The organism is Massilia sp. IC2-477 (assembly GCF_020707265.1).
GTDB lineage: Bacteria > Pseudomonadota > Gammaproteobacteria > Burkholderiales > Burkholderiaceae_D > Telluria.
Genome location: NZ_JAJFEQ010000003.1, coordinates 1 through 19,453, shown reverse-complemented (window position 1 = coordinate 19,453; position 19,453 = coordinate 1). Strand labels below are relative to the sequence as shown.

The following is a 19,453-nucleotide window of genomic DNA, read 5'->3' as shown; positions in this document are numbered from 1 at the left end:
GGTCCCGGCCTGCGCCGGGACGACGCATCTGGCATTGTTGGCCGTAAGACCGTCATCCCGGCGCAGGCCGGGATCCAATTTTGCAAGCAGACCTACTGAATCACCTTGAACTCGATCCGCCGGTTCCGCGCCTTCCCCTCCGGCGTGCGGTTGTCGGCAACCGGCCGATCCGGCCCTTCCCCCGAGACCGCGATCGTCTCGGGCGCGATCCCTTTCCCGACGATGTAGGTCTTCACCGCCTCCGCCCGCGCCTGGCTCAGCGACAGGTTGCCCGCGCGCGAACCCGCGTTGTCGGTATGCCCGATCACCTCGACCTTCACGCCCTTGATCTTCTGCATCGCCTCGCTCATCTGGTTAAGCACCGCCATGCCGGCCTCGGTCAGGGTCGCCTTGCCCGACTCGAACTCAATGATCCGGTTGGCCAGCGCCGCGTCCAGCACGCCCTGCTGCGACACCGTGACCCGCAGACCGTTGTTGACGGTATAGGTCGGATTCAGGCCGGCCGCGATGTCGCCGGCGATTTTCTGGCGCTGTTCTTCGTTGGCGACGTCGCCGCGCAGGCTGACGTTGTTGCCGTCGACCTTGAGCTGGCCGCCCTTGATGAGCTTCAGGTTCGGGTTGATGAGCCGGGCCACATAGTCGTTCCAGTTGGCCGGCGCCGCCACGGTGCCGACGGCGAGCTGGTCGACCACGCGTCCGGCGCCGTAGACGTTGCGCAGGCGGTCCAGCAGCGCGACCCGGGTGGCTTCGTCGGCGACGGTGCCGCTGACGACGACCGGCGGCTCCTGCTGGGCATGGGCGGCGCCTGCCAGCAGGACCAGGGCGATGAAGGCGGAAGGTTTCACGTCTGGGCTCCGATGAAGGTCTTCATGAACATGTCGCGCGCCAGGCCGAGCGGCAGGTCGGACTGGGCCAGGTAGCTGGCCAGCGAGCGCACATCGAGGTCGATGTAGAGCTGCTCGTCGATCCAGCCGGTGTCGGTGAGGCGCACCTGTTGCTCGGCGCCGACCAGGGGGTCGACCAGGGCGCGCAGGGTCTCGGCCAGCGCCGCGCAGAAGCCCACCACCAGTACCGGGCGGCCCTCCTGGCGCGTGATGAAGATCGCCAGGTCGAAGCTCGCACGGCGCAGGAAGGGCGCGACCAGCTGCAGCCAGAACGCGGCCACCGCGTAGCGCGCGGCGGCGTCGTTCGGCAGCGGCAGCACCAGGCTTTTATGCAGTTCGGCCGGCTGGGAGTGCATCACCGGCTGCAGCAGCAGGCCGAGCGCCAGCACCATGCGCGCGAACTGGCGCTCTCCCAGCAGCGTCCCGAGCGAACCGACGGTGCCGTTGGCCAGCAGCTGCGACAGGGTCGGCTCGGCTTCGCCCAGCGCCACGGTGGCGTCGGCGATCGCCGCCAGGTGTGGCGTTGGATCGGCCTCGCACAGCACGCGCGGGCAGCGCGACTCCAAAAAAGTCCACAGCGGCGCAAAGGCGAGCGGGCAGCGCGTCACGAACGCGACCGGGTCCGCCACCGCATGGGTGCGCGCGGCGAGAAAGGGGAAGCGCCGCCCGGACTGGTCGTGGCTGGCCAGCAGGTGGCCGGCGATCGCGTGGCGGCGCGCCGGGCCGACCAGGGCGAAGCTGACCGGCGGCATGGCGTCGTAGTTGATGCGCCAGCGCGCGTCCTCGGCCAGCTGGGTCATGACCTGGGCCAGCCAGCGGTCAAGCATCGCGATGGCGGCCGGGTCATCGGCCAGCTTGACGAAATCGGCGCGCGCCGGGACCTTGCCGAAGTAGCCGATCCGTTCCGAAGCGGGGCCGCGCATCACTGGCCTCCGTTCACGCTGGCCAGGGCGGGCTGGCCGGGCGGGCTGTCGGGGGCGCGGCCGACGATGGTGGTCGGCAGGCGCAGGCCGCGGAAGCCCTGGCTTTGCTCGCCGCTGCCGTTAGCCGACGCGCTGCTGACGATCTTCAGGTCCACCGTCACCACGACGTTGCCTGAGCTCCAGCGCAGCTCGAACACGCCGCCATCCTTTTTCTTTTTCTGGGCCGCATCGATCATGCGTTTCAGGCCGGCCTGCCCCGGTTCGTTGAGCAGTTCGACGCTGCGGCCGTCGAAGGTGACGGCGCTGATGCGCACGCCGGCCATGCCCTGCGGTCCCGGATGCACCATGTTGGTCCAGCTGGCGGCCGTGTTCTTGTAGCGCAGCTGCTGGCCGTCGATGTCGAGCGTGTACTCGAGGGTGCCAGGCGCGGCCTGCGGCAGGATCTGGAACACGGTCTGCGGGCCGCTGCCGGAAGCCACGCCTTTCGACGACAGCGGGGCGATCCAGCCCGGGAAGCCGCTCACCGCCTGGGGCGCGAGCGTGATGCCGATGTCGGCCCAGGTGCGCGCCGACAGCACGTCGCCACGGCGCACCACCAGCGGGCCCATGGCGGTATTGACGAACTTGGCGACCTCGCCGTCCGGCCCGAAGATCTGGCCGATCTCGCCAGGCGTGGCTTCGACGCTGGCGGCAGCGAACGGGTACTTGCCAGCCAGGGTGCGCTGGAAGGGTTCGACCACCTGCACCTGCCAGGTCTTGTTGATCTCGGCCTCCGAGGGCAGCACGATCATCGCGAAGGTCTGGGTCAAGGGGCGCACCAGCAACGGGCGCAGGGCCGCCTTCTGGCTGTCGCTCATCCCGGTCAGCATCTGCTCGTCCACGTAGCGCAGCGCGTCGGCCAGTTCGGAGCCATTGCCTTCCAGGGTCTGCTGCATGAACTGCTTGGCGCCGGGGCCCGGGTCGCCCTGGTTCTTCAGGGCGTTCAGGCGGGTGCGCAGTCTGGAGAGCGCATCCAGGTAGCCGGTCATCAGGGACGCGTCCTTTTCCTTGACCCCAACCAGGCGCGCCACGCCGGCGAACTCGCGCCCGATCGGGCCCGCCCCCTGGGCGCCGAGCAGGGTCGCGGGATCGACCGCATTGGCCAGCGTGCGCGCATCCGACGGCGCGCGGCGCAGGATGACTTCCTTGAACCACTCGGCGAAGGTCCGCTCGGTCTTGGACAGGCCCGCGCCGGCCGCGCCCGGGTTGTCCCACACGGTCTCGTCGTGGATCATGCGCAGCAGCTTGGCGATCGGAGAGGATTGCGGGTCGCCCAGGCGGTTCATGGCCTGCACGCTGCCGTCGAAGCCCTTCAGGTCGGCGATCGACACACCCTGCACGAACTTCAGCCACTCGCGCGCATACTCGGCCTTGTACAAGTCGATCAGCGCCTTCTGGATCTGTTCCGGGCTGCCTTCCAGGGTCAGGTCGTTCTTCGACGCGGTCTTCAGCACCCAGTCGTCGCTCTGGGTTTCGCTGCTGGAGGCGTCGCGGATGGCGCCCAGCACGTAGTCCTTCCAGGCCTGGCGGGTGAAGGCGCCGGAAACCGCATGGCTGCCCGCCACCAGGCCGCTATCGCCTTCGCCCACGATGCGCGCCACCGTCACCGCCGGGAAGCGGGTCGCGGCGCGGGTCTTGATGTCGTTGTAGACGCGTTCGCGCGCCGCGGTGCCGCGCACCACGCGGCGCAGGTGCTCACGGGTGCTGTCCAGCAGGCTGAGTTTGAGCGTCATCTGGGGCCAGGCCGGGTCCTGAACCTGCGACAGGTGGAAGGTCAAGAGGCGCTCCGCGCTGCGGATCATCTGCTCGCGCGGCATGTTGCCGCGGTTCGCTTCCAGCCAGGTGCGCCAGTAGCGGGTCAGCTGGTCGTTCAGGTGGCCGGGCTCGGCGCGGGTCTTGTCGCCTAACATGAGGTAGGTCTTGAGGGCGTTGTAGGCGTCGGCCACGCTGGTGGCAGAGACGCTCTGGTACTGGCCACTCGTCTGGGAAGGCGCCGTTGCCTGCGCCGCGGCCGAATCGGGCGCGGAGATCGGCCCACCTGCTGGCGTGAGCTGGGCCGCGTTGGCGTTGACTTCAGCCAGCATGGTTTCCAGCGCGGCAGTGACCGGTTCCACCATCACCGCACGCACGCCGGCAAAATACTCGTCGCGCAGCTTGCGCTCCAGCGCCTCGCCCTGGTACAGGCCGAAGCCCAGCGCCCACGGCGTCTCCTGGTGGTACTTGTCGAGCTGCTCGATGCGGTCCTGCAGGATGTCCAGCGCTTCCAGGCGCGACTGCAGGTCGCCGCGTCCGGCCTGCAGCCTGGCCACCTTGTCCAGGTCCGTCTGCACGTTGGCCACCAGCTGGCGGTTGCCCATGTAGGACCAGCTCCAGCCGCCCAGCGCGGCGCCTAACAGGATGGTGGCCCCGAAGAAGGCCGCCACCTTCCATCGCGCCGTGCTCGGATTGGTATAGCGCTTGACCAGTTCCTTGTCGGCGAAGATCACCTTGCGGAACAGGTCGAGCAGGAAGTAGCCGGACTGCTCGGCCACCTCGCCACCCTTCTGCTCGCGCAGCGCCAGGTCGAAACGGCTTGCCACGCGCTTGCTCGACAGGTCCTGCACGCTGCCTTCCTGCAGCGCGCTGGTGAAGTAGAAGCCGCGGAACACGGGCTTGAACTGGTAAGTGTTTTCTTCGAACAGGGTCGACAGAAAAGCACGCAGCGGCGTCTTGATGGCCGCAAACTCCAGCGGGAAGGTGAACACGCCGGGCCGCATGTGGGTGCTGCGGTTGGCGCCCATGCTCGCCAGGCTCATCTCCTTCAGGCCGTCGTACAGTTCGTCGAAATGCTCGTCGAAGAAGCCCAGCACGTCCTGCGGCGCGCTGCGGCGGTTGTAGCGCAGCGTGGCGCCCCAGATGCGGTCGCGCTCCGTACGCTCGGTGTCGGCGAAGAAGTCGGTGAAGCCGGCCACCAGGTCGGCCTTGGTGAAGACCACATAGACCGGCGCATGCACGCCGAGGCGCTCGGTCAGTTCCTGCACCCGGGTGCGCAGGCTCTTGGCCAGCTCGTGCGAGGCGCTGGTCGGCCCGGCCACCAGTTCGGCCACGCTGACCGCGATCAGGATGCCGTTGATGGGCGCCTTGCTCCGGTGTTTTTTCAGCAGGTCGAGGAAGCTGAACCACTCGGCGCGGTCGTCGTCCTGCACCGAATAGCGGCCGGCCGTATCGAGCAGGATGCCGTCGGTGGTGAAGAACCAGTCGCAGTTCCGGGTGCCGCCCACGCCCTGCAGCGCCTTGTTGCCGGGGATCGGGAAGGTCAGCCCGGAGCGGGCGATGGCGCTGCTCTTGCCCGCCGCCGGGTTCCCGATGATCATGTACCAGGGCAGTTCGTAGAGCGCCGCCGCGCCCCGCGTCAGGCCCAGCTTGGACGTCTTGATGGTGGCGACCGCCTCCAGCATGTTCTTGCGCAGGACCGCCATCTCGCCGCCGGCGGTCTGGTCTTCGCCCGGGATGATGGCCTCGCCCAGCTGCCTGGCCATGCGTCCGCGGATGTGGCGCCGCACCGCCCACCACACGCCCCAACAGGCAAGCAGGAGCAGGCCGACGATGGGGACCCAGACGGGGTCGATGCCGAGGATGTCGGCGCCAATGAAGAGGCAAGCCGCAAGCGCGGCGATGCCGATCGCGACCAGCACGCGGCTGTCGGTCAGTAACTGCCAGATTCGTGCCATGGCGGGAGCGGAGTTTAGTTTATGGGAATGTTCTAAAGGAAATGCTCGCACGGGGCCGCTGGGCAACATTTGCGACGGCGCAAGCCTTGGACCGAGCTCAGCGCCGCATGACGCCGCGCAGGCGGAGTTCAGTGTGGCCAAAATCCATCATCTTCCAGCGCCCGCCCCAGGTCAGGCCGAGCGATTCAGCCACTTCGCCGTACAGCTGGTAGCCGCGCATGGCCCAGGGGTCTTTTTCCGAGATTACCAGCTTGCCGTCGCGCCAGAACGCGCAGTCGGCGGCCAGGCCATACTGGTGCCAGCTCTGGAAGGCGCGCGCATTGGTGACGTGGCTGCCGGCCTTGGCCAGCTCGTCCTGGCGCGCCGGGCTGCGGTAGCCTTCCAGCAGCGCCATTTCGTAGCCGTGCTTTTCTTTCATGATTTTGAAGGCGAGCAGCAGGCGCTGGCTGAAGTCCGGATGCAGCAGGCCCCAGTTGCGGCTGGCGCTCACCAGCATCGGTCGCACCAGTTCGACTTCCGCCGTGGTAAAGGCCATCGGCGGCAGCGCCACCGGCGGCACCAGGCGCTCGCCCTGCAGCAGGGCCGCCACCTGGGCGTCCGGAACCGTGGTTTCGCTCTCGTACACGGGCAGCATGGCCGGGCTGCTCAGGGCCAGCGCCAGCAGCGAGGGAATCAGGATGGCCGGCACGCCGATCGCACAGGCGATGCGGTGGCGCCCGACGAAGCGCAGGATGCTGCCGCGGATGTCGCGCGGGATCTCGCCGCGCACCGCGCCCGCATAGCGCGTGCCGGCGATCTGCCAGCCGAGCGCGCGCTGGGCAAAGCGCTGGCGCAGCAGGAACAGCGCGCGCGCCAGTACGGCGCGGCCGGACGGGAACAGCGCCAGCCAGATTGCAGCAGTCGCCAGACAAAAGTACAGAAGGGCGAGAAAAATCAGCATCGCTTCCCCCAAGATTGTTTCTAATCAGAATTAAGAGAACCAATCTTAGGAGTAATGCCGTGCGGCCTACAGACGAAAATCAATCCCCGTCCATGCGTCCGAACCTGATGTCGCCGCGACGCAGCACGTCCGGCGAGGACAGCATCCTGGCGATGCTCGAACGCGAGCCGGCGCGCAAGCGTGGCGCCCGCACATCATCCGGCCCACGGCTGGTGTGGTATGGCGCCAGTGCCCTGCTGGCGCTCAGCCTGACCGGGGCGCTGGTGTGGCTGGCCGCCAACAACGACGACCGCCGGCCGGACGTGCAGGACGCGGTGCTGGCCGAGGCCGTCAAATCTTCCGACCTGCCGACGCCAAACACACCGGCCCTGCTGCAGGTCGCCATGGCCCCTCCCGAGGTGCGATCACCGCAAGCGGCCGTCATCGTCGACCAGGCGCCGGCTTCCGACGCCGTGCCGCCGCTGCGCCTGCTCAAGTCCGCACAGGACAAGGCCGCGCCGGTGCGCGTGCCCGTCCCGGCCGCGACATCGCCGCAAGCGGCGGCCCGTAGCGCGCCCGCTCCGCGCCCGGCTGTCGTCGCCCCGGTCGAAGCGAAGGCCGCGCCGGCGCCCAGACCCAAGCCTGTGCTGGCCGCCAAAAGCGCCCCCAGGCCCGCGGCGCCAAAAGCCCCGCGCAGCGCGCCCCCGGCCAAACCCGGCGAGCCGGCGGTGGATGCCGACGTCGCGCTGATCTCGGCCGTCATCGTGCATGCCAACGGGCATGCGCCGCAGAACTCGCAGATGACTGAGCTGCTGTGCCCGAATGACAACTGCCAGGCCCGTCCGCCACGCCAGTAGTGGCGAAAAGTCCGCAAGGCCCGTAAAAATCGCGATACTGCTGGGTTGCAAATGCTCGGTGGCGCTATACTGTACATAAGCACAGGTAGCGTCACGACATGATCAGGGTACTGGAAAACGAGTTTTATTATCTGGATAACTTCCAGCGCGTCCTCGACTGGATCGGCGAGCGTTACCGCGACCTGCTGGTCGACGAGGAGCTTGCTTTCATCGAAGCCTTCCCCGCGCTACCGCAGAATGCACGCGCGCTGTTCGTCCGGATGGTCATGCGCAAGGGGCACCTGTTCCGGGCCAGCAAACTCATTTATGCGGAAATCGGCTGCCCGGTCGAGGCCTCCAGCCACCTGCTAGGCACCGGCTGGGTCGAGGCCGATCCCGTGGTTTCGCTCGACGAACTGTTCGAGCTGCTGTCCAAGCCCGAGATCGCCGAGGCCTTCGGTCCACAGCTGGCCACGCTGCAGCAAAAGAACGCACGCAAGGGCGACCAGCTGGAAGCCCTGCGCCCCGCGTGCCTTGACGGCCAGCCGTTCTCGCAGTGGCACCCCAAGTGCGGCGACCTCGCCTTGCGCATCCTGGTCAAGCCGCTGTGCGACCGGCTGCGCCTGATCTTCTTCGGCAACCTGCACCAGGACTGGACCGAGTTCGTGCTGTCCGACCTCGGCATGTTCCGCTTCGAGCAGGTCGAACTCTCCCAAGCCTCGCGCGGCTTCCGCTCGCGCGCCGACGTCGAACACTACCTGCGCCTGCACGACTGCAAGGAACGCTTCTACGCCGGCGAAGCCCTCGACGAGGTGCTGCGCGACCTGCCCTCGCATGTCTTCGACAACGACTGGCTGGTCAGCCGGCGCGAAAAGCTGCTGTTCCAGATCGGCCAGGGTTTTGAAAAACTGAAGGACTGGGACAATGCGCACGCCGTGTACACCGGCTGCCGCTTCCCCGGTGCGCGCGGACGGGCGATCAGGGTACTGGAAAAGCACGAGCGCTTCGACGACGCCTACGCCCTGTACCAGCTGGCCCAGGCCGCGCCCGAGAGCGAAGCCGAGCGCCAGCACCTGTCGCGCATCGGGCCACGCCTGGCGCGCCGCCTGGGCCACGCGCGGCTGCCGGCGCGGCGCGCCGCCGCCGTCGAGCGCCTCGACCTGTGCCTGCCGATGCCGGGCGGCGACTGGTGGGTCGAAGGCGTGGTGCGCGAGCACCTGGCGCGCGAGGACGCCCCCGTGTTCTACGTCGAGAATGCGCTGGCCAATTCCCTGTTCGGCCTGCTGTGCTGGCGCGCCGTGTTCGCGGCCATCCCGGGCGCGTTCTTCCACCCCTTCCACCGCGGCCCGGCCGACCTGAACAGCCCGGACTTCCACCAGCGCCGCACGGCCGAATTCGCGGCCTGCCTGGCCGAGCTGGACGACGGCCGCTATCGTGACACCATCCGCCGCAATTACCAGGAAAAGGCCGGCATTTCCTCGCCCTTCGTGTACTGGGGCGCCCTCACCGAAGAACTGCTGGAGCTGGCGCTGGCCTGCATCCCGGCCGCCCACCTGCGCAAGTGGTGCGAGCGCATCCTGGCCGACGTGAAGGCCAACCACACGGGCTTCCCAGACCTGATCCAGTTCTGGCCGAACGAGGGCCGCTACACCATGATCGAGGTGAAGGGTCCGGGCGACCGCCTGCAGGACAACCAGCTGCGCTGGATCGATTACTGCGCCGCCCACGGCATGCCGGTGGCGGTGTGCTACCTCCAGTGGGAGCAGGCGGCTTGACCTATAGCGTCGCGGTGCGCGCGCTGTGCGAGTTCACCGCCAAGCAGGGCGACCTCGACCTGCGCTTCACGCCCTCGCCCACCGCTCAGGAAGGCATTGCCGGGCATGCCGTCGTGCAGGGGCGGCGCGGCGAGAACTACCGCGCCGAGGTGGCGCTCGAAGGCAGCTGGGGAGACTTGCACGTGCGCGGGCGCGCCGACGGCTACGATCCGGACGACAACCTGATCGAAGAGATCAAGACCTACCGCGGCAAGTTCAGCACCATTCCCGACAACCACCGCCACCTGCACTGGGCGCAGGTGCGGGTCTACGGCCACCTGCTGTGCCGCCAGCTCGGGCTGGAAAGCGTCAACCTGGCCCTGGTCTATTACGAGATCGGCAGCGGCCAGGAAACCGTGCTGCGCGAGACGCAGGATGCGGCAGCGCTGGCCGCGCTGTTCGTCGGCTTGTGCGAGCGCTTCTCGGCCTGGGCCGCCCAGGAAGCAGCGCACCGCGCGACGCGCGACGGCGCCCTCGCCAACCTGCGCTTCCCGCATGCCGAGTTCCGACCCGGCCAGCGCCAGCTGGCGGAAAACATCTACCGCGCCGCTACCCGCGGGCGCTGCCTGCTGGCCCAGGCGCCGACCGGCATCGGCAAGACCGTCGGCAGCCTGTTCCCGGTCCTGAAGGCCATGCCCTCGGCGCAGCTCGACAAGGTCTTCTTCCTGGCCGCCAAGACGCCTGGGCGGCGCCTGGCGCTGAACGCCTGCACCAGCCTGGGCGCCGGCACCACGATCCCGATGCGTGTGCTGGAACTGACCGCGCGCGACAAGGCCTGCGAACATCCCGACAAGGCCTGCCAGGGCGACGCCTGCCCGCTCGCGAAAGGTTTCTACGACCGCCTCCCCGCAGCACGCGCCGCCGCAGCGCAGGTGGCGCTGCTCGACCGCGAAGCCCTGCGCGAGGTGGGCCTGGCCCACGATGTCTGCCCCTATTACCTGGGCAGCGAGATGGCGCGCTGGGCCGACGTGGTGGTCGGCGACTACAACTATTATTTCGACGGCGGCGCCATGCTGTACGCGCTGGCGCTGGCCAACGGCTGGCGCGCCAGCGTGCTGGTCGACGAAGCCCACAACATGGTCTCGCGTGCCCGTTCGATGTACAGCGTGGAGCTGGACCGCACGCTTCTTCGCGCCGCGCGCGCCGAGGCGCCGGAAATCGTGAAGAAGGCGCTGGAGCGGGTCGGGCGCGCCTGGACCGGCGTCGACAAGGAGGCGCCCGCGCCCTACCAGGTGCTGCCGGAAGTGCCGGGCAAGCTGCTCGACGCGTTGCAGAACGCCACCAGCACCGTCAACGACTTCCTGGCCGAATTCCCGGGACCGCTCGACCCCGAACTGCAGCGCTTTCACTTCGATGCCCTGGCCTTCCTGCGCCTGGCCGAATCCTTTGGCGAGCATTCGCTGTGCGACCTGACGCGCGCCGGGGTAAGGGATTCCATCATCAGCATCCGCAACGTGGTGCCGGCGCCTTTCCTGGCGCCGCGCTTCGCGCTGGCGCGCTCGGTCACCCTGTTCTCGGCCACGCTCAGCCCCTGGCACTATTTCTGCGACCTGCTCGGCATGCCGCCGGACACCGCCTGGGCCGACGTCGCCTCGCCCTTCAGTGCCAGCCAGCTGGAAGTGCACATCGCGGGTGGCATCTCGACCCGCTACCAGCACCGCGCTGCTTCGCTGGCGCCGATCGCCGACCTGGTAGCAAGCCAGTACCGCAAGCGTCCCGGCAACTACCTGGCCTTCTTCAGCAGCTTCGACTACATGGAACAGGTGCTGGCCCAGCTGGAGGCGCGTCACCCGGACGTGCCGGCCTGGCGCCAGGAACGGCGCATGAGCGAGGCGGAGCGCAACGCCTTCCTCGATCGCTTCACGCCAGGGGGCCAGGGTGTGGGCTTCGCGGTGCTGGGCGGCTCCTTCGGCGAAGGCATCGACCTGCCGGGCGAGCGCCTGATCGGCGCTTTCGTCGCCACGCTCGGACTGCCGCAGGTGAATCCGGTCAACGAGCAGCTGCGCGAGCGCATGGGAGCCATGTTCGGGGCCGGCTACGACTACACCTACCTGTATCCCGGTATGCAGAAGGTGGTGCAGGCGGCCGGCCGCGTGATCCGCACCGAAACCGACCGTGGCGTGGTGTGGCTGATCGATGACCGTTTCAGCCGCCCGGACGTGCGGGCCCTGTTGCCGGCCTGGTGGAAGGTGGACGCAGCCACGGCCTAGCGCATCAGCTCGCGCACCTTCTGGTAACCGCTGCGGCTGATCGGCAGTTTGGTTCCGTCCTTCAGCACGGCGCAGTAGTTGTCCTTGCTGCTTGGCTCGATGCGGGCGATCGCGCCCACGTTGACGATGTAGGAACGGTGGATGCGGATGAACACCTGCGGGTCGAGCTGGCTTTCCAGTTCCGCCATGCGCTGGTGCTTCAGATGAGCCTTGCCCGCCGCCGTCACCTGCACGTAGTCGTCCTGCGCCTCGATGTAATCGATGGTCGATGCCGGCACCACGTGCACACGCGCGCCATCCTTGATCAGGACGCGTTCGAGGTAGCCACGCCGCTGCGCCGCCTCGCTCACCAGTGCTTCCACCTGCCCTTCCTGCGGCCGGCGGGCCCTGGCATGATCGAGCGCCTGGGCCAGCCGTTCGCGGCTGAAGGGCTTGAGCAGGTAGTCGATCGCATGCACCTCGAAGGCCTTGAGGGCGTACTGGTCGTAGGCGGTGGCGAAGACATAGTGCGGCTTGGCGCCCGCCAGTTCGACCACCTCGAAGCCGTCGAGCTTGGGCATCTGGATGTCGAGGAAGACCAGCTCGGGATCGAGTTCGCCGATCGCCTTGACCGCCTCGAAACCGTTGGCGCATTCGCCCACGATCTCGATGTCGGCATGGGCGGCCAGGTATTCGCGCAGCAGCGCGCGCGCCAGGTGTTCGTCGTCGACGATCAGTACTCGCATCTCAGGTCTCTTTCCGTCTCCGCGGGCAGCACCAGCTGCACCCAGAATGTGTTGTTCTCGCGTGCCCAGTGCACGCTGGCTTCCCTGCCGTAGGCCGCCGCCAGGCGCTGGCGTACGTTCACCAGGCCGATGCCCCGGCCTTCGCCCTGCGCGCCCGCCCCGTCCGGATCGGCGTCGTTCCCGACCCGGATACGCAGCAGCGAACCGGTACGCTCGGCGTCAATACGAATCATACCGCCATCGAGCAGCTGGCCAATCCCGTGCTTGACCGCGTTCTCCACGAGCGGCTGCAGGATCATCGGCGGCAGCAGGCACTCCCTGGCGTCCTCGCCCACCTCGCGGGCGAAGGCCAGGCGCGGCCCAAAGCGCACCTGTTCGATCGCCAGGAAGCATTCGACCAGGGCGAGCTCCTCGCCCAGGCTCACCTTGCGGTGCGCTTCCAGACCCAGGGTCTGGCGAAAGAAACCGGCCAGCTGCAAGGTCATGTCGCGGGCCCGGCCGGCGTCGATCGCGGTCAGGGCGCTGATCGAATTCAGGCTGTTGAACAGGAAGTGCGGATCGATCTGGGTGCGCAGCATGCGCAGTTCGGCGTCCTGGGCCAGCAGGCGCGATTCCAGTTCGCGGGTCTCGGCGCGGCGCGCCCGCTCGAATTCGAGCGCCAGGTAGTGCGCCACCGCGGTCATCCAGTACAGCAGCACCCCGATCCCGAGCATCACCGCCGCGAACGGACGGTTGAAGATGACGGCGCCCTCCTGTCCCAGCAGCAGCCGGCACAGGGCGGCCCAGGCGCTGCCCGCCGCGCACCACAGCAGCGCTGCGCTCAAGCCGCTGAACAGGAACACTGTCAGGACCGCACGCAGCCTGCGCTGCGCCAGCGGGTAGGCACGGCACAGGTAGTAGGCGGAAAAGCCGCAGGCACAGGCGTAGAACAGGGCGAGCGGCAGCGCGAACAGCAGGCTGGCAGCTGTGGACGCCGCGCTGGTGGCGACGATCAGCCCCGCCAGCAGCACGCCCAGCATCAGCCAGGCCAGCAGGTAAAGCGCGACGCTGCGCCGCGCCCAGAACCCGCCGCTCACCGTGTGCGCCCCATCAGTTGCGCACCTCGACGCCACCCATGATCGCGTAGCCGCGCACGATCAGGCGCTTGCTGTCGTCCGGCGGAATGGCGGTCTTTTCCTCGAAGCCGCCCATGATCGGCGTGCCGTTCAGGACCACCGTCCAGTCGGGCGGCACCTTCAGCGTGACGCCGCCCCAGAAGGCGAACACGGTGACCACGGCTTCGCCCTGGATCGAGGAGTTGCGCAGGTCGAGGTCGCAGCCGCCCATCACCGCGCTGACTTCGCCGCCGCGAAAATCCGGGGTGAACACGCGCCGCTCGATGCCGCCCAGGATCGCGTTGACGTTCAACACGCCGCTGCCGCCCAGGTCCTTTTCGTCCTTGACGCCGTCGATCTGGATCAGGCGCTGCCCGGTGCGCGCCTTGTACAGCGTGTAGAGGCCGAAGCCGATGAAGAACAGCGGCCACAGGGTGTGCACGTTGAAGTCGATGATGTCCAGGCGGTCCAGGATCATCAGGACGCCCACGGCGATGAAGACGCCGCCCAGGATCTGGCCGCCGCGGGTCTGGGTGTCCAGCAGCTTGACCGTGCCCACGATGATGAACACCACGGGCCAGAACGACACCGCACGGTGCAGGTCGAGGATGTGCAGGTTATCGAGCAGGAACAGGACCCCGGCCAGGATCACCAGCAGGCCGAGCACGACCTGGCTGCTGACCGGTTTTTTTGGAACCGGCGGTTTGGACGGATAAGCGTCCTTGGTCTGGAATTCCTTGCTCATTGCTTGCTCTCCGGGGTATTGGCTGCCAGGCGGCGTTCGATGAAGGGCTGGCACACCAGCTTGACGCCCCAGGCCAGGATGAACAGCGGCCAGCTGTTGCGGAAAGTCAGGCCGTACACGTGTCCGAGGCAGGCGTACAGCCACAGGCCGATGAAGATCGACCACAGGCCGTTGCCGATGTCGCGCGGCTTCGGAAAACCGGCAAGCTGGGTGAGGCCGACGATGACCAGCGCCAGCGGCCAGTAATGCCAGTAGGTCTCGGCGTCAAGGAAATCCATGCGGTCGAGCAGGAAGAACGTGCCGAAGGCGATCATCAGGATGCCCCAGACTGCCTGTTTGCGCCCGCTGTATGCGTCTTCGGTATGCATTGCGTGACTCCTCGTGTGTGGTTGGTATGGACACACGATAGCGGATGGGCAAGCTGCGGGGAAAGCGCCTTTCGGCGAATGGCGGCGGGGAAGCGGCGAATGGAGAAGAATTCGGCGGACGGCGCAAAAAAAAGCCCGCCATGGAGGCGGGCCAGCTGGGCAGACTGCGGTCGCGTATCAGGCCGATGCCGACAGGTCCATCTGCGGACGGCCCTTGACCTGGTTGCGGTATTTGGCGCGGGCCTCGGCCATCTTCACGGCTTCGCGCGCGATGTTGGTGCGGCGGATCTCGAGTCGCTCTTTCTTGCCGCGGTGTTGTGCTTCGTGTTTGTTGCCGATGCTCTTGGTCATGAACGTCTCCTGTGTGGTGGCCGCGCCGTCCTGGCGCGGAGGGATTAGGAGCGGTTGCTGCCCATCTTGAGATCGGACGGCATCAGCATGCCCCAGCCGAGCTGGCGGCGGATTTCCTCCGGCGTCGGTGGCGGCGCACTGTCGCGCGCGCGGCGCTCGAGGTATTCGCGTACCAGGTGCTTGGGGGGATGCTTGATCTCGGACATGGCGGCCTCCGCTACCGTTGGGGGCCTCTGCACGGAGCAGCGGCCCGGAATTGGTGCCGGTCCTCGAGGCGACCGGCTAACCTGTCGAGCTGTTGGCGCCGTGCGTTTATCGCACAGGTGCCTCACTCGGACGACTCCATCTTATCGATGGGGTCCAATAGCCACCGTTAGGTGCCGCACATTTTTCGATAGGCCGTCTCCTACAAGGGAACGGGCGCTCATGGAAAACAGCCTCGAGCAAACATGAAAAAGGGGAGCCGAAGCTCCCCTTACACGGATCTACACGGGAATTAGAAGCGGTACTTCAGGTTCAGGTAGAAGATGCGGCCGGTGACGTCCAGCTTCTGCTGCTCTTCTTCGCTGTAGCGATAGTAGGCGCGCTTCACGTTGGTCAAGTTGGTCGCATCAAAGGACAGCACCAGGTTCGGCATGAGGTTGTAGCTCATGTTGAACGCCAGCGTGGTCACCGGTGCGGCCATGGTCGGTGCGACCGGCATCAGGATGCCGTTGATGGTCGACAGGCCCTGGCTGTTCGCGTTCGGCGCCGGCGCGGTCGAGGTGTTGATGTACTCGCTGCGGTAGTTGGCGACCACGCGTGCCGACAGCTTGTCGTTCTCGAAGTACACGCCCAGGTTAGCAGCGTATTCCGACGCGCCCACCATCGGACGGCCATCCGCGACTTTGGTCTTCGACTTGCTGAAGTTCGAGGTGAAGCCGAACGGGCTGCTGCCGAACGGTTGTTCGTAGATCAGCTCGATGCCGCGGATGCGGGCATCCTGCGTCGAGGCCGAGTTGACCGCGAAGTTCTTGATGGTGTTGTCGCGCGGGTCGAGCAGCTGCACCACGTCCTGGCCGGCGATACCCGTCTTGGCGTAGCCTTCGATGTTCGACGCGAACAGGTTCACGCCCACCATCGAGCGGCGTGCGAAGTACCAGGCGTAGGACAGGTCCAGGTTCTTCGACACCAGCGCATCCAGGTTCGGATTCGGGCCTGTGACCTGGCAGAAACCGTCGGTGCAGGTCGGCGAGCCGTAGCCGGCGCCGAGCAGGTTGTAGTTCTGGCGCGACAGGGTCTTGCTGGCGCCGAAGCGCAGGATCTGGTCCTTGTCCAGTTCGTAGCGGATGTTCAGGCTCGGCAGCAGATTGCCGTAGGTGCTTTCCTTCGCTTCCTTGTAGTACATCACGCCGGCCAGCGGGTTGAAGGGCACGCCGTCGTAGTACTGCACGCCATCGCTGGTGGTGGTGATCGCGCCCGGCACCGCTGCGCAGGTGGTGGCTGGCTTGCCCGGTTCGGTACGCGGGCACAGGCCCACCGGGATCGGCGACGGCACCGCAGCGTTGACCTTGGTGCGCACGTAGCGCAGGCCGAGGTTACCGGACCAGCGTTCGCCTTCCAGGTTACCCATGATGTAGGCGGCGCTCTGCCGCTCGCGCATATCGAGCTCGGTCGACACGCGACGTTCCCAGTCGGCGTTCGTCGGCTTGTAGTTGGCCGCGAAGTAGGCCTTCATCGCTTCCGGCGTCAGGGTCCAGCTGGTGTTGTCCCAGCCCGCCGGGCCGTCCAGGTCCGCGCCAAAGTCCGACGGATAGGGAATGAAGCTCGACGCCGAAGTCGGCGCATTGTCGTTCAGATTAGCGGTGCGCAGTTGCGGGAAGCGGCGCGCACTGTCGCGGCGGTGATCGGCATGGCGTGCACCGAATTCGAGCGACCTGACCAAGGCGTTATCGAGGCGGTACTCGGCATCGATGTTGATGCTGTTTTCCTTGTCGGTGGTCTTCACGCCCGACGCGGCGCGCCCGGTCAGCACGAAGCCGCTGCCGTCGGCGTTACGGCCCGGGACGTTGGGGCCGGTGCCCAGATACTGGACGAAAGGCGCATCGTGCAGGCCGCCCAGGGCGTAGCGCACACCGGTACCATAGCGGGTGTAGGTCAAGCCCTGGTCGAGCGCGGTCTGGCCGACGCCCTTGGTGCTCGACAGCAGGCCCTTGACGGTCAGGTCCTGGCTCACGCGGTACTTGACGTCGAGGTCGAGGAAGGCGGAGGTAGCCTTGGCGCCGTCGCGGTAGGCGCCCTCGGTCTCGCCGATGTACTGTGGGGTGGTGCCCGTCGGATAGACGATGTCAGCCGCCTTCAGCACCTTCAGCTCGTGGCCGTACAGGGTGCGCTCGGTCACGATCACCGGATTCTTGATTTGGGCATAGACGCGCTGGCCGTTCGAATCGGTCGGCGTGGCGGCGCCCTGCACGCCGCCCTGGCCCCGAAGCATGCTGAACATGGCGCCGGCATTCAGACGGCCGAAGTTATTCGCCTTCATCTCCGAATGGAAGCCCGTCAGGGTCATGTCGAGATCCGCATTTGGCTTGAACTGGGCCGAGAACATACCGCCCTTGCGGTCACGCACGCCTTCAACGAATTCCGTGCTCATCGAACCCGGAATGCGCACGCCGTTCAGATCCGAGGCCTTGTAGCCGGTGCCGGCCAGCGACGCGTCGGTGATGCCCAGCATGGTGGAGGTGTTGATCACGTCCCAGCCGCTACCGCCCGCGTAGGCGAAGCGCGAGGCCGAGTCGCGGCGAACGTGGCGCTTTTCGGCGAAGCCCTGCAGGATGAAACCGAAGGTGTTCGATTCGTTCTTCCAGTTCATCGAGGCATTGGTGTCGTGCGCCGCCTTGCCAGGCAGTTCCGAGTACACGCCGCCGATGTTGACGACGCCGGTGAGGCGCTCTTTCTGGGCCAGCGGCTTGCGGGTGCTGACGTTGATGGTGCCGGCCATGCCGCCGTCGACGATGTTGGCCTGCGAGGTCTTGTAAACCACGGCCTGATTCAGGACGGAGGACGGCATCAGCGACAGGCTGGTCGAACGGCTGCTCGACAGCTGGTCGGCGACGTACCAGTCGCCGCCCGAAACGGTGTGGCCGTTGAACAGAATCAGGGTGTGGTCCGGGTTGGTGCCGCGCATGGCGACTTTTTCGGCTTCGTCGTAGTCGGTACGCACGGCCACGCCGGCGAGGCGCTGCAGCGAATCGGCCAGGTTCTTGTCCGGCATCTTGCCCACGTCTTCCGCGGTGATCACCTCAACGTTGGCGGACGAGTCGCGCTTGACGGCCAGCGATTTCGCCATCGAGGCGCGGATACCAGTCACTTCGACGGTCTGGACCTGGCCGGACGGTGCATCCTGCGCCATCGCAGGCATGGCCGCGAGGCTCCACACCGCCATTGAAACGGCCGCTGCGAGCGGCTTCTGCTTGAACATAGAGTCTCTCCTGGTGTTTTATAGCTTTTAATGTGCAGCTTGGGGATGGCAGGCGCCATCGCTGCCATTCTCGGAGTATTGATTAAATGCAGGCTTGCTGAATAATCACTTGTGTTCGCGCCTATATAACTTCCAGGAATGTACATATGCAGCTGTTGCAAAAGTTATACGGAATAAACATAATTTCATTGGCCTATCGCGCGCACGCGGCAGTAGCGTGAGGGCTATCTTCCACCGTCACGAGTGCCATTCCGACCATGCCTACCGCCGTGCCTAGCACCCTCCGTCTCGTCAGCCTGCTGCTGGCCGGCGCCGCCCTTGCCGGCTGCGCCACCACGTCCCCACAGCCTCCCGCCCCCGTCACGCAGCCGGCCGACATCCCGCTCGCCACCGTGCTGAACAAGCCGCTGTACCAGATGACGCCGCAGGAAGCGGGCCGCTACATCGCCCACATGCAGACGAGCGAACCAGACCTGCGCAAGCGCATCGCTGCGATCGGGCGCAAGAACCTTGGCCAGCCCTATTCCCTGCACCTGCTGGGTGAATTCCCGTATGAAGTGCACGACAACCTGCCGCTGTTCAGCCTGAAGGAAAGCGACTGCGTGGTGTTTGCGGAACACACCTATGCGATGGCGCTGTCGCAGTCCTGGGAGGAATTCTTCTGGATGCTGCAGCGCATCCGCTACCGCGACGGCGTGATCGGCGTGGCTACCCGCAACCACTACACCGAGATGGACTGGAACGTGGCCAACCGCTGGCTGGTCACCGACGTCAGCGCCGAACTGGCCGGGCCGAACGGACCGTCGTATGCCATGACGGTGGACCGCGCCCGCTTCCTGCGCACCCGCCACCATACCGTGCGCGACATCCCGGTCGAGAACAGCCGCCAGGCCTACGTGGCCAAGGACGCGGTGGCGGCGATCGCCGGCCAGCTGCAGGAAGGCGATTTCGTGAACGTGATCTCGACCCGCAACGGCGAATACTGGGCCTCGCACGTCGGCCTGGTGGTACTGGGCCCCAATGGCGAACGCCGCCTGCTGCATTCGCAGGCGCCGCAGGTGCGCGAAGAGACGTTTGCGTCCTTCATCGCGCGCGCCGCGGAGCGCGAAGCGCGCAACGCTCGCGAAGGCAAGCCGGGCCAGGTGCTGGCCGGCTTCAAGTTCCTGCGCCTGAACGAACAGATCACGGTGCCGCCGATGGCGCCGCAGCCGCGCCCGGGCCGGCCTGCAGCCTGAACCCGCCGCCGGCCAGGCCGGTATCCGCCCCTCCACACGCGCCGCATCGACGGCGCGTTTTTTATTCCCCCTCCCTTTTATTCCCCGCCCCCGGCGCGGCGCGGTTCCGGTTAGCTCATCAATTAAATAATCGATGGAAA

15 protein-coding genes are annotated in these 19,453 nt (G+C 66.8%); 4 read left to right on the top strand and 11 right to left on the bottom strand.

Annotation, left to right across the window (positions count from 1 at the left end; all coding sequences use genetic code 11):
• Positions 1-92: 92 nt before the first annotated feature.
• The 4 genes from LK542_RS06260 to LK542_RS06245 all read right to left on the bottom strand — a co-directional run bounded on the left by LK542_RS06260 (position 93) and on the right by LK542_RS06245 (position 6,496).
• Positions 93-845: an OmpA family protein gene (locus tag LK542_RS06260; RefSeq protein ID WP_227811221.1), complete on the bottom strand. Its 753-nt coding sequence runs from the start codon at positions 843-845 to the stop codon at positions 93-95.
• Positions 842-1,807: a type VI secretion system-associated protein TagF gene (gene tagF / locus LK542_RS06255; protein ID WP_227811220.1), complete on the bottom strand. Its 966-nt coding sequence runs from the start codon at positions 1,805-1,807 to the stop codon at positions 842-844. The genes LK542_RS06260 and tagF overlap by 4 nt, the downstream gene beginning before the upstream one ends.
• On the bottom strand, positions 1,807-5,556 hold the full coding sequence (gene tssM / locus LK542_RS06250; RefSeq protein WP_227811219.1) for a type VI secretion system membrane subunit TssM: 3,750 nt from the start codon (positions 5,554-5,556) through the stop codon (positions 1,807-1,809). Before tssM ends, tagF begins: the two co-directional genes overlap by 1 nt.
• A gap of 97 nt (positions 5,557-5,653) precedes the next feature.
• Positions 5,654-6,496, bottom strand: coding sequence for a M15 family metallopeptidase (locus tag LK542_RS06245; RefSeq protein ID WP_227811218.1), 843 nt, complete (start codon positions 6,494-6,496; stop codon positions 5,654-5,656).
• Between the two features lie 92 nt (positions 6,497-6,588).
• Between LK542_RS06245 and LK542_RS06240 the strand changes: the two genes are divergently transcribed.
• The 3 genes from LK542_RS06240 to LK542_RS06230 all read left to right on the top strand — a co-directional run bounded on the left by LK542_RS06240 (position 6,589) and on the right by LK542_RS06230 (position 11,335).
• Positions 6,589-7,332 (top strand): hypothetical protein, encoded by a 744-nt coding sequence (locus LK542_RS06240; RefSeq protein WP_227811217.1) that lies wholly within the window; start codon positions 6,589-6,591, stop codon positions 7,330-7,332.
• A 98-nt stretch (positions 7,333-7,430) separates the two neighbouring features.
• Positions 7,431-9,086 (top strand): VRR-NUC domain-containing protein, encoded by a 1,656-nt coding sequence (locus LK542_RS06235; RefSeq protein WP_227811216.1) that lies wholly within the window; start codon positions 7,431-7,433, stop codon positions 9,084-9,086.
• Positions 9,083-11,335, top strand: a complete 2,253-nt coding sequence (locus tag LK542_RS06230; protein ID WP_227811215.1) for an ATP-dependent DNA helicase — start codon at positions 9,083-9,085, stop codon at positions 11,333-11,335. Before LK542_RS06235 ends, LK542_RS06230 begins: the two co-directional genes overlap by 4 nt.
• Here the strand turns inward: LK542_RS06230 and LK542_RS06225 are convergent.
• The 7 genes from LK542_RS06225 to LK542_RS06195 all read right to left on the bottom strand — a co-directional run bounded on the left by LK542_RS06225 (position 11,332) and on the right by LK542_RS06195 (position 18,078).
• The gene (locus tag LK542_RS06225; RefSeq protein WP_227800948.1) at positions 11,332-12,060 is read right to left on the bottom strand and encodes a LytTR family DNA-binding domain-containing protein; all 729 of its coding nucleotides are present in this window, start codon (positions 12,058-12,060) and stop codon (positions 11,332-11,334) included. The two genes, LK542_RS06230 and LK542_RS06225, sit on opposite strands and share 4 nt — an antisense overlap.
• Positions 12,048-13,136 carry a histidine kinase gene (locus LK542_RS06220; protein WP_227811214.1) on the bottom strand — a complete coding sequence of 363 codons (1,089 nt, stop codon included), beginning with the start codon at positions 13,134-13,136 and terminating at the stop codon, positions 12,048-12,050. The genes LK542_RS06225 and LK542_RS06220 overlap by 13 nt, the downstream gene beginning before the upstream one ends.
• Positions 13,137-13,149: 13 nt before the next feature.
• Positions 13,150-13,899: a LiaI-LiaF-like domain-containing protein gene (locus LK542_RS06215; protein ID WP_227811213.1), complete on the bottom strand. Its 750-nt coding sequence runs from the start codon at positions 13,897-13,899 to the stop codon at positions 13,150-13,152.
• Positions 13,896-14,267, bottom strand: a complete 372-nt coding sequence (locus tag LK542_RS06210) for a LiaI-LiaF-like domain-containing protein (protein ID WP_227800945.1) — start codon at positions 14,265-14,267, stop codon at positions 13,896-13,898. The genes LK542_RS06215 and LK542_RS06210 overlap by 4 nt, the downstream gene beginning before the upstream one ends.
• Positions 14,268-14,444: 177 nt before the next feature.
• Positions 14,445-14,618 (bottom strand): hypothetical protein, encoded by a 174-nt coding sequence (locus tag LK542_RS06205; protein ID WP_227800944.1) that lies wholly within the window; start codon positions 14,616-14,618, stop codon positions 14,445-14,447.
• A gap of 44 nt (positions 14,619-14,662) precedes the next feature.
• Positions 14,663-14,824 carry a hypothetical protein gene (locus LK542_RS06200; protein ID WP_227800943.1) on the bottom strand — a complete coding sequence of 54 codons (162 nt, stop codon included), beginning with the start codon at positions 14,822-14,824 and terminating at the stop codon, positions 14,663-14,665.
• Positions 14,825-15,114: 290 nt separating this feature from the next.
• Positions 15,115-18,078, bottom strand: a complete 2,964-nt coding sequence (locus LK542_RS06195; RefSeq protein ID WP_227800942.1) for a TonB-dependent receptor — start codon at positions 18,076-18,078, stop codon at positions 15,115-15,117.
• A gap of 269 nt (positions 18,079-18,347) precedes the next feature.
• On the opposite strand from LK542_RS06195, the gene LK542_RS06190 reads away from it, so the two are divergent.
• Complete coding sequence (locus LK542_RS06190) at positions 18,348-19,313, top strand: N-acetylmuramoyl-L-alanine amidase-like domain-containing protein (protein ID WP_227811212.1); 966 nt, start codon at positions 18,348-18,350, stop codon at positions 19,311-19,313.
• Positions 19,314-19,453: the final 140 nt, after the last annotated feature.

What these genes read in the sequence shown, in the direction of transcription:
- tagF (WP_227811220.1), bottom strand. Translation starts at nt 1,807, where the DNA reads ATGCGCGGCCCCGCTTCGGAACGGATCGGCTACTTCGGCAAGGTCCCG.
- tssM (WP_227811219.1), bottom strand. Translation starts at nt 5,556, where the DNA reads ATGGCACGAATCTGGCAGTTACTGACCGACAGCCGCGTGCTGGTCGCG.
- LK542_RS06245 (WP_227811218.1), bottom strand. Translation starts at nt 6,496, where the DNA reads ATGCTGATTTTTCTCGCCCTTCTGTACTTTTGTCTGGCGACTGCTGCA.
- LK542_RS06240 (WP_227811217.1), top strand. Translation starts at nt 6,589, where the DNA reads ATGCGTCCGAACCTGATGTCGCCGCGACGCAGCACGTCCGGCGAGGAC.
- LK542_RS06235 (WP_227811216.1), top strand. Translation starts at nt 7,431, where the DNA reads ATGATCAGGGTACTGGAAAACGAGTTTTATTATCTGGATAACTTCCAG.
- LK542_RS06225 (WP_227800948.1), bottom strand. Translation starts at nt 12,060, where the DNA reads ATGCGAGTACTGATCGTCGACGACGAACACCTGGCGCGCGCGCTGCTG.
- LK542_RS06215 (WP_227811213.1), bottom strand. Translation starts at nt 13,899, where the DNA reads ATGAGCAAGGAATTCCAGACCAAGGACGCTTATCCGTCCAAACCGCCG.
- LK542_RS06210 (WP_227800945.1), bottom strand. Translation starts at nt 14,267, where the DNA reads ATGCATACCGAAGACGCATACAGCGGGCGCAAACAGGCAGTCTGGGGC.
- LK542_RS06205 (WP_227800944.1), bottom strand. Translation starts at nt 14,618, where the DNA reads ATGACCAAGAGCATCGGCAACAAACACGAAGCACAACACCGCGGCAAG.
- LK542_RS06200 (WP_227800943.1), bottom strand. Translation starts at nt 14,824, where the DNA reads ATGTCCGAGATCAAGCATCCCCCCAAGCACCTGGTACGCGAATACCTC.
- LK542_RS06195 (WP_227800942.1), bottom strand. Translation starts at nt 18,078, where the DNA reads ATGTTCAAGCAGAAGCCGCTCGCAGCGGCCGTTTCAATGGCGGTGTGG.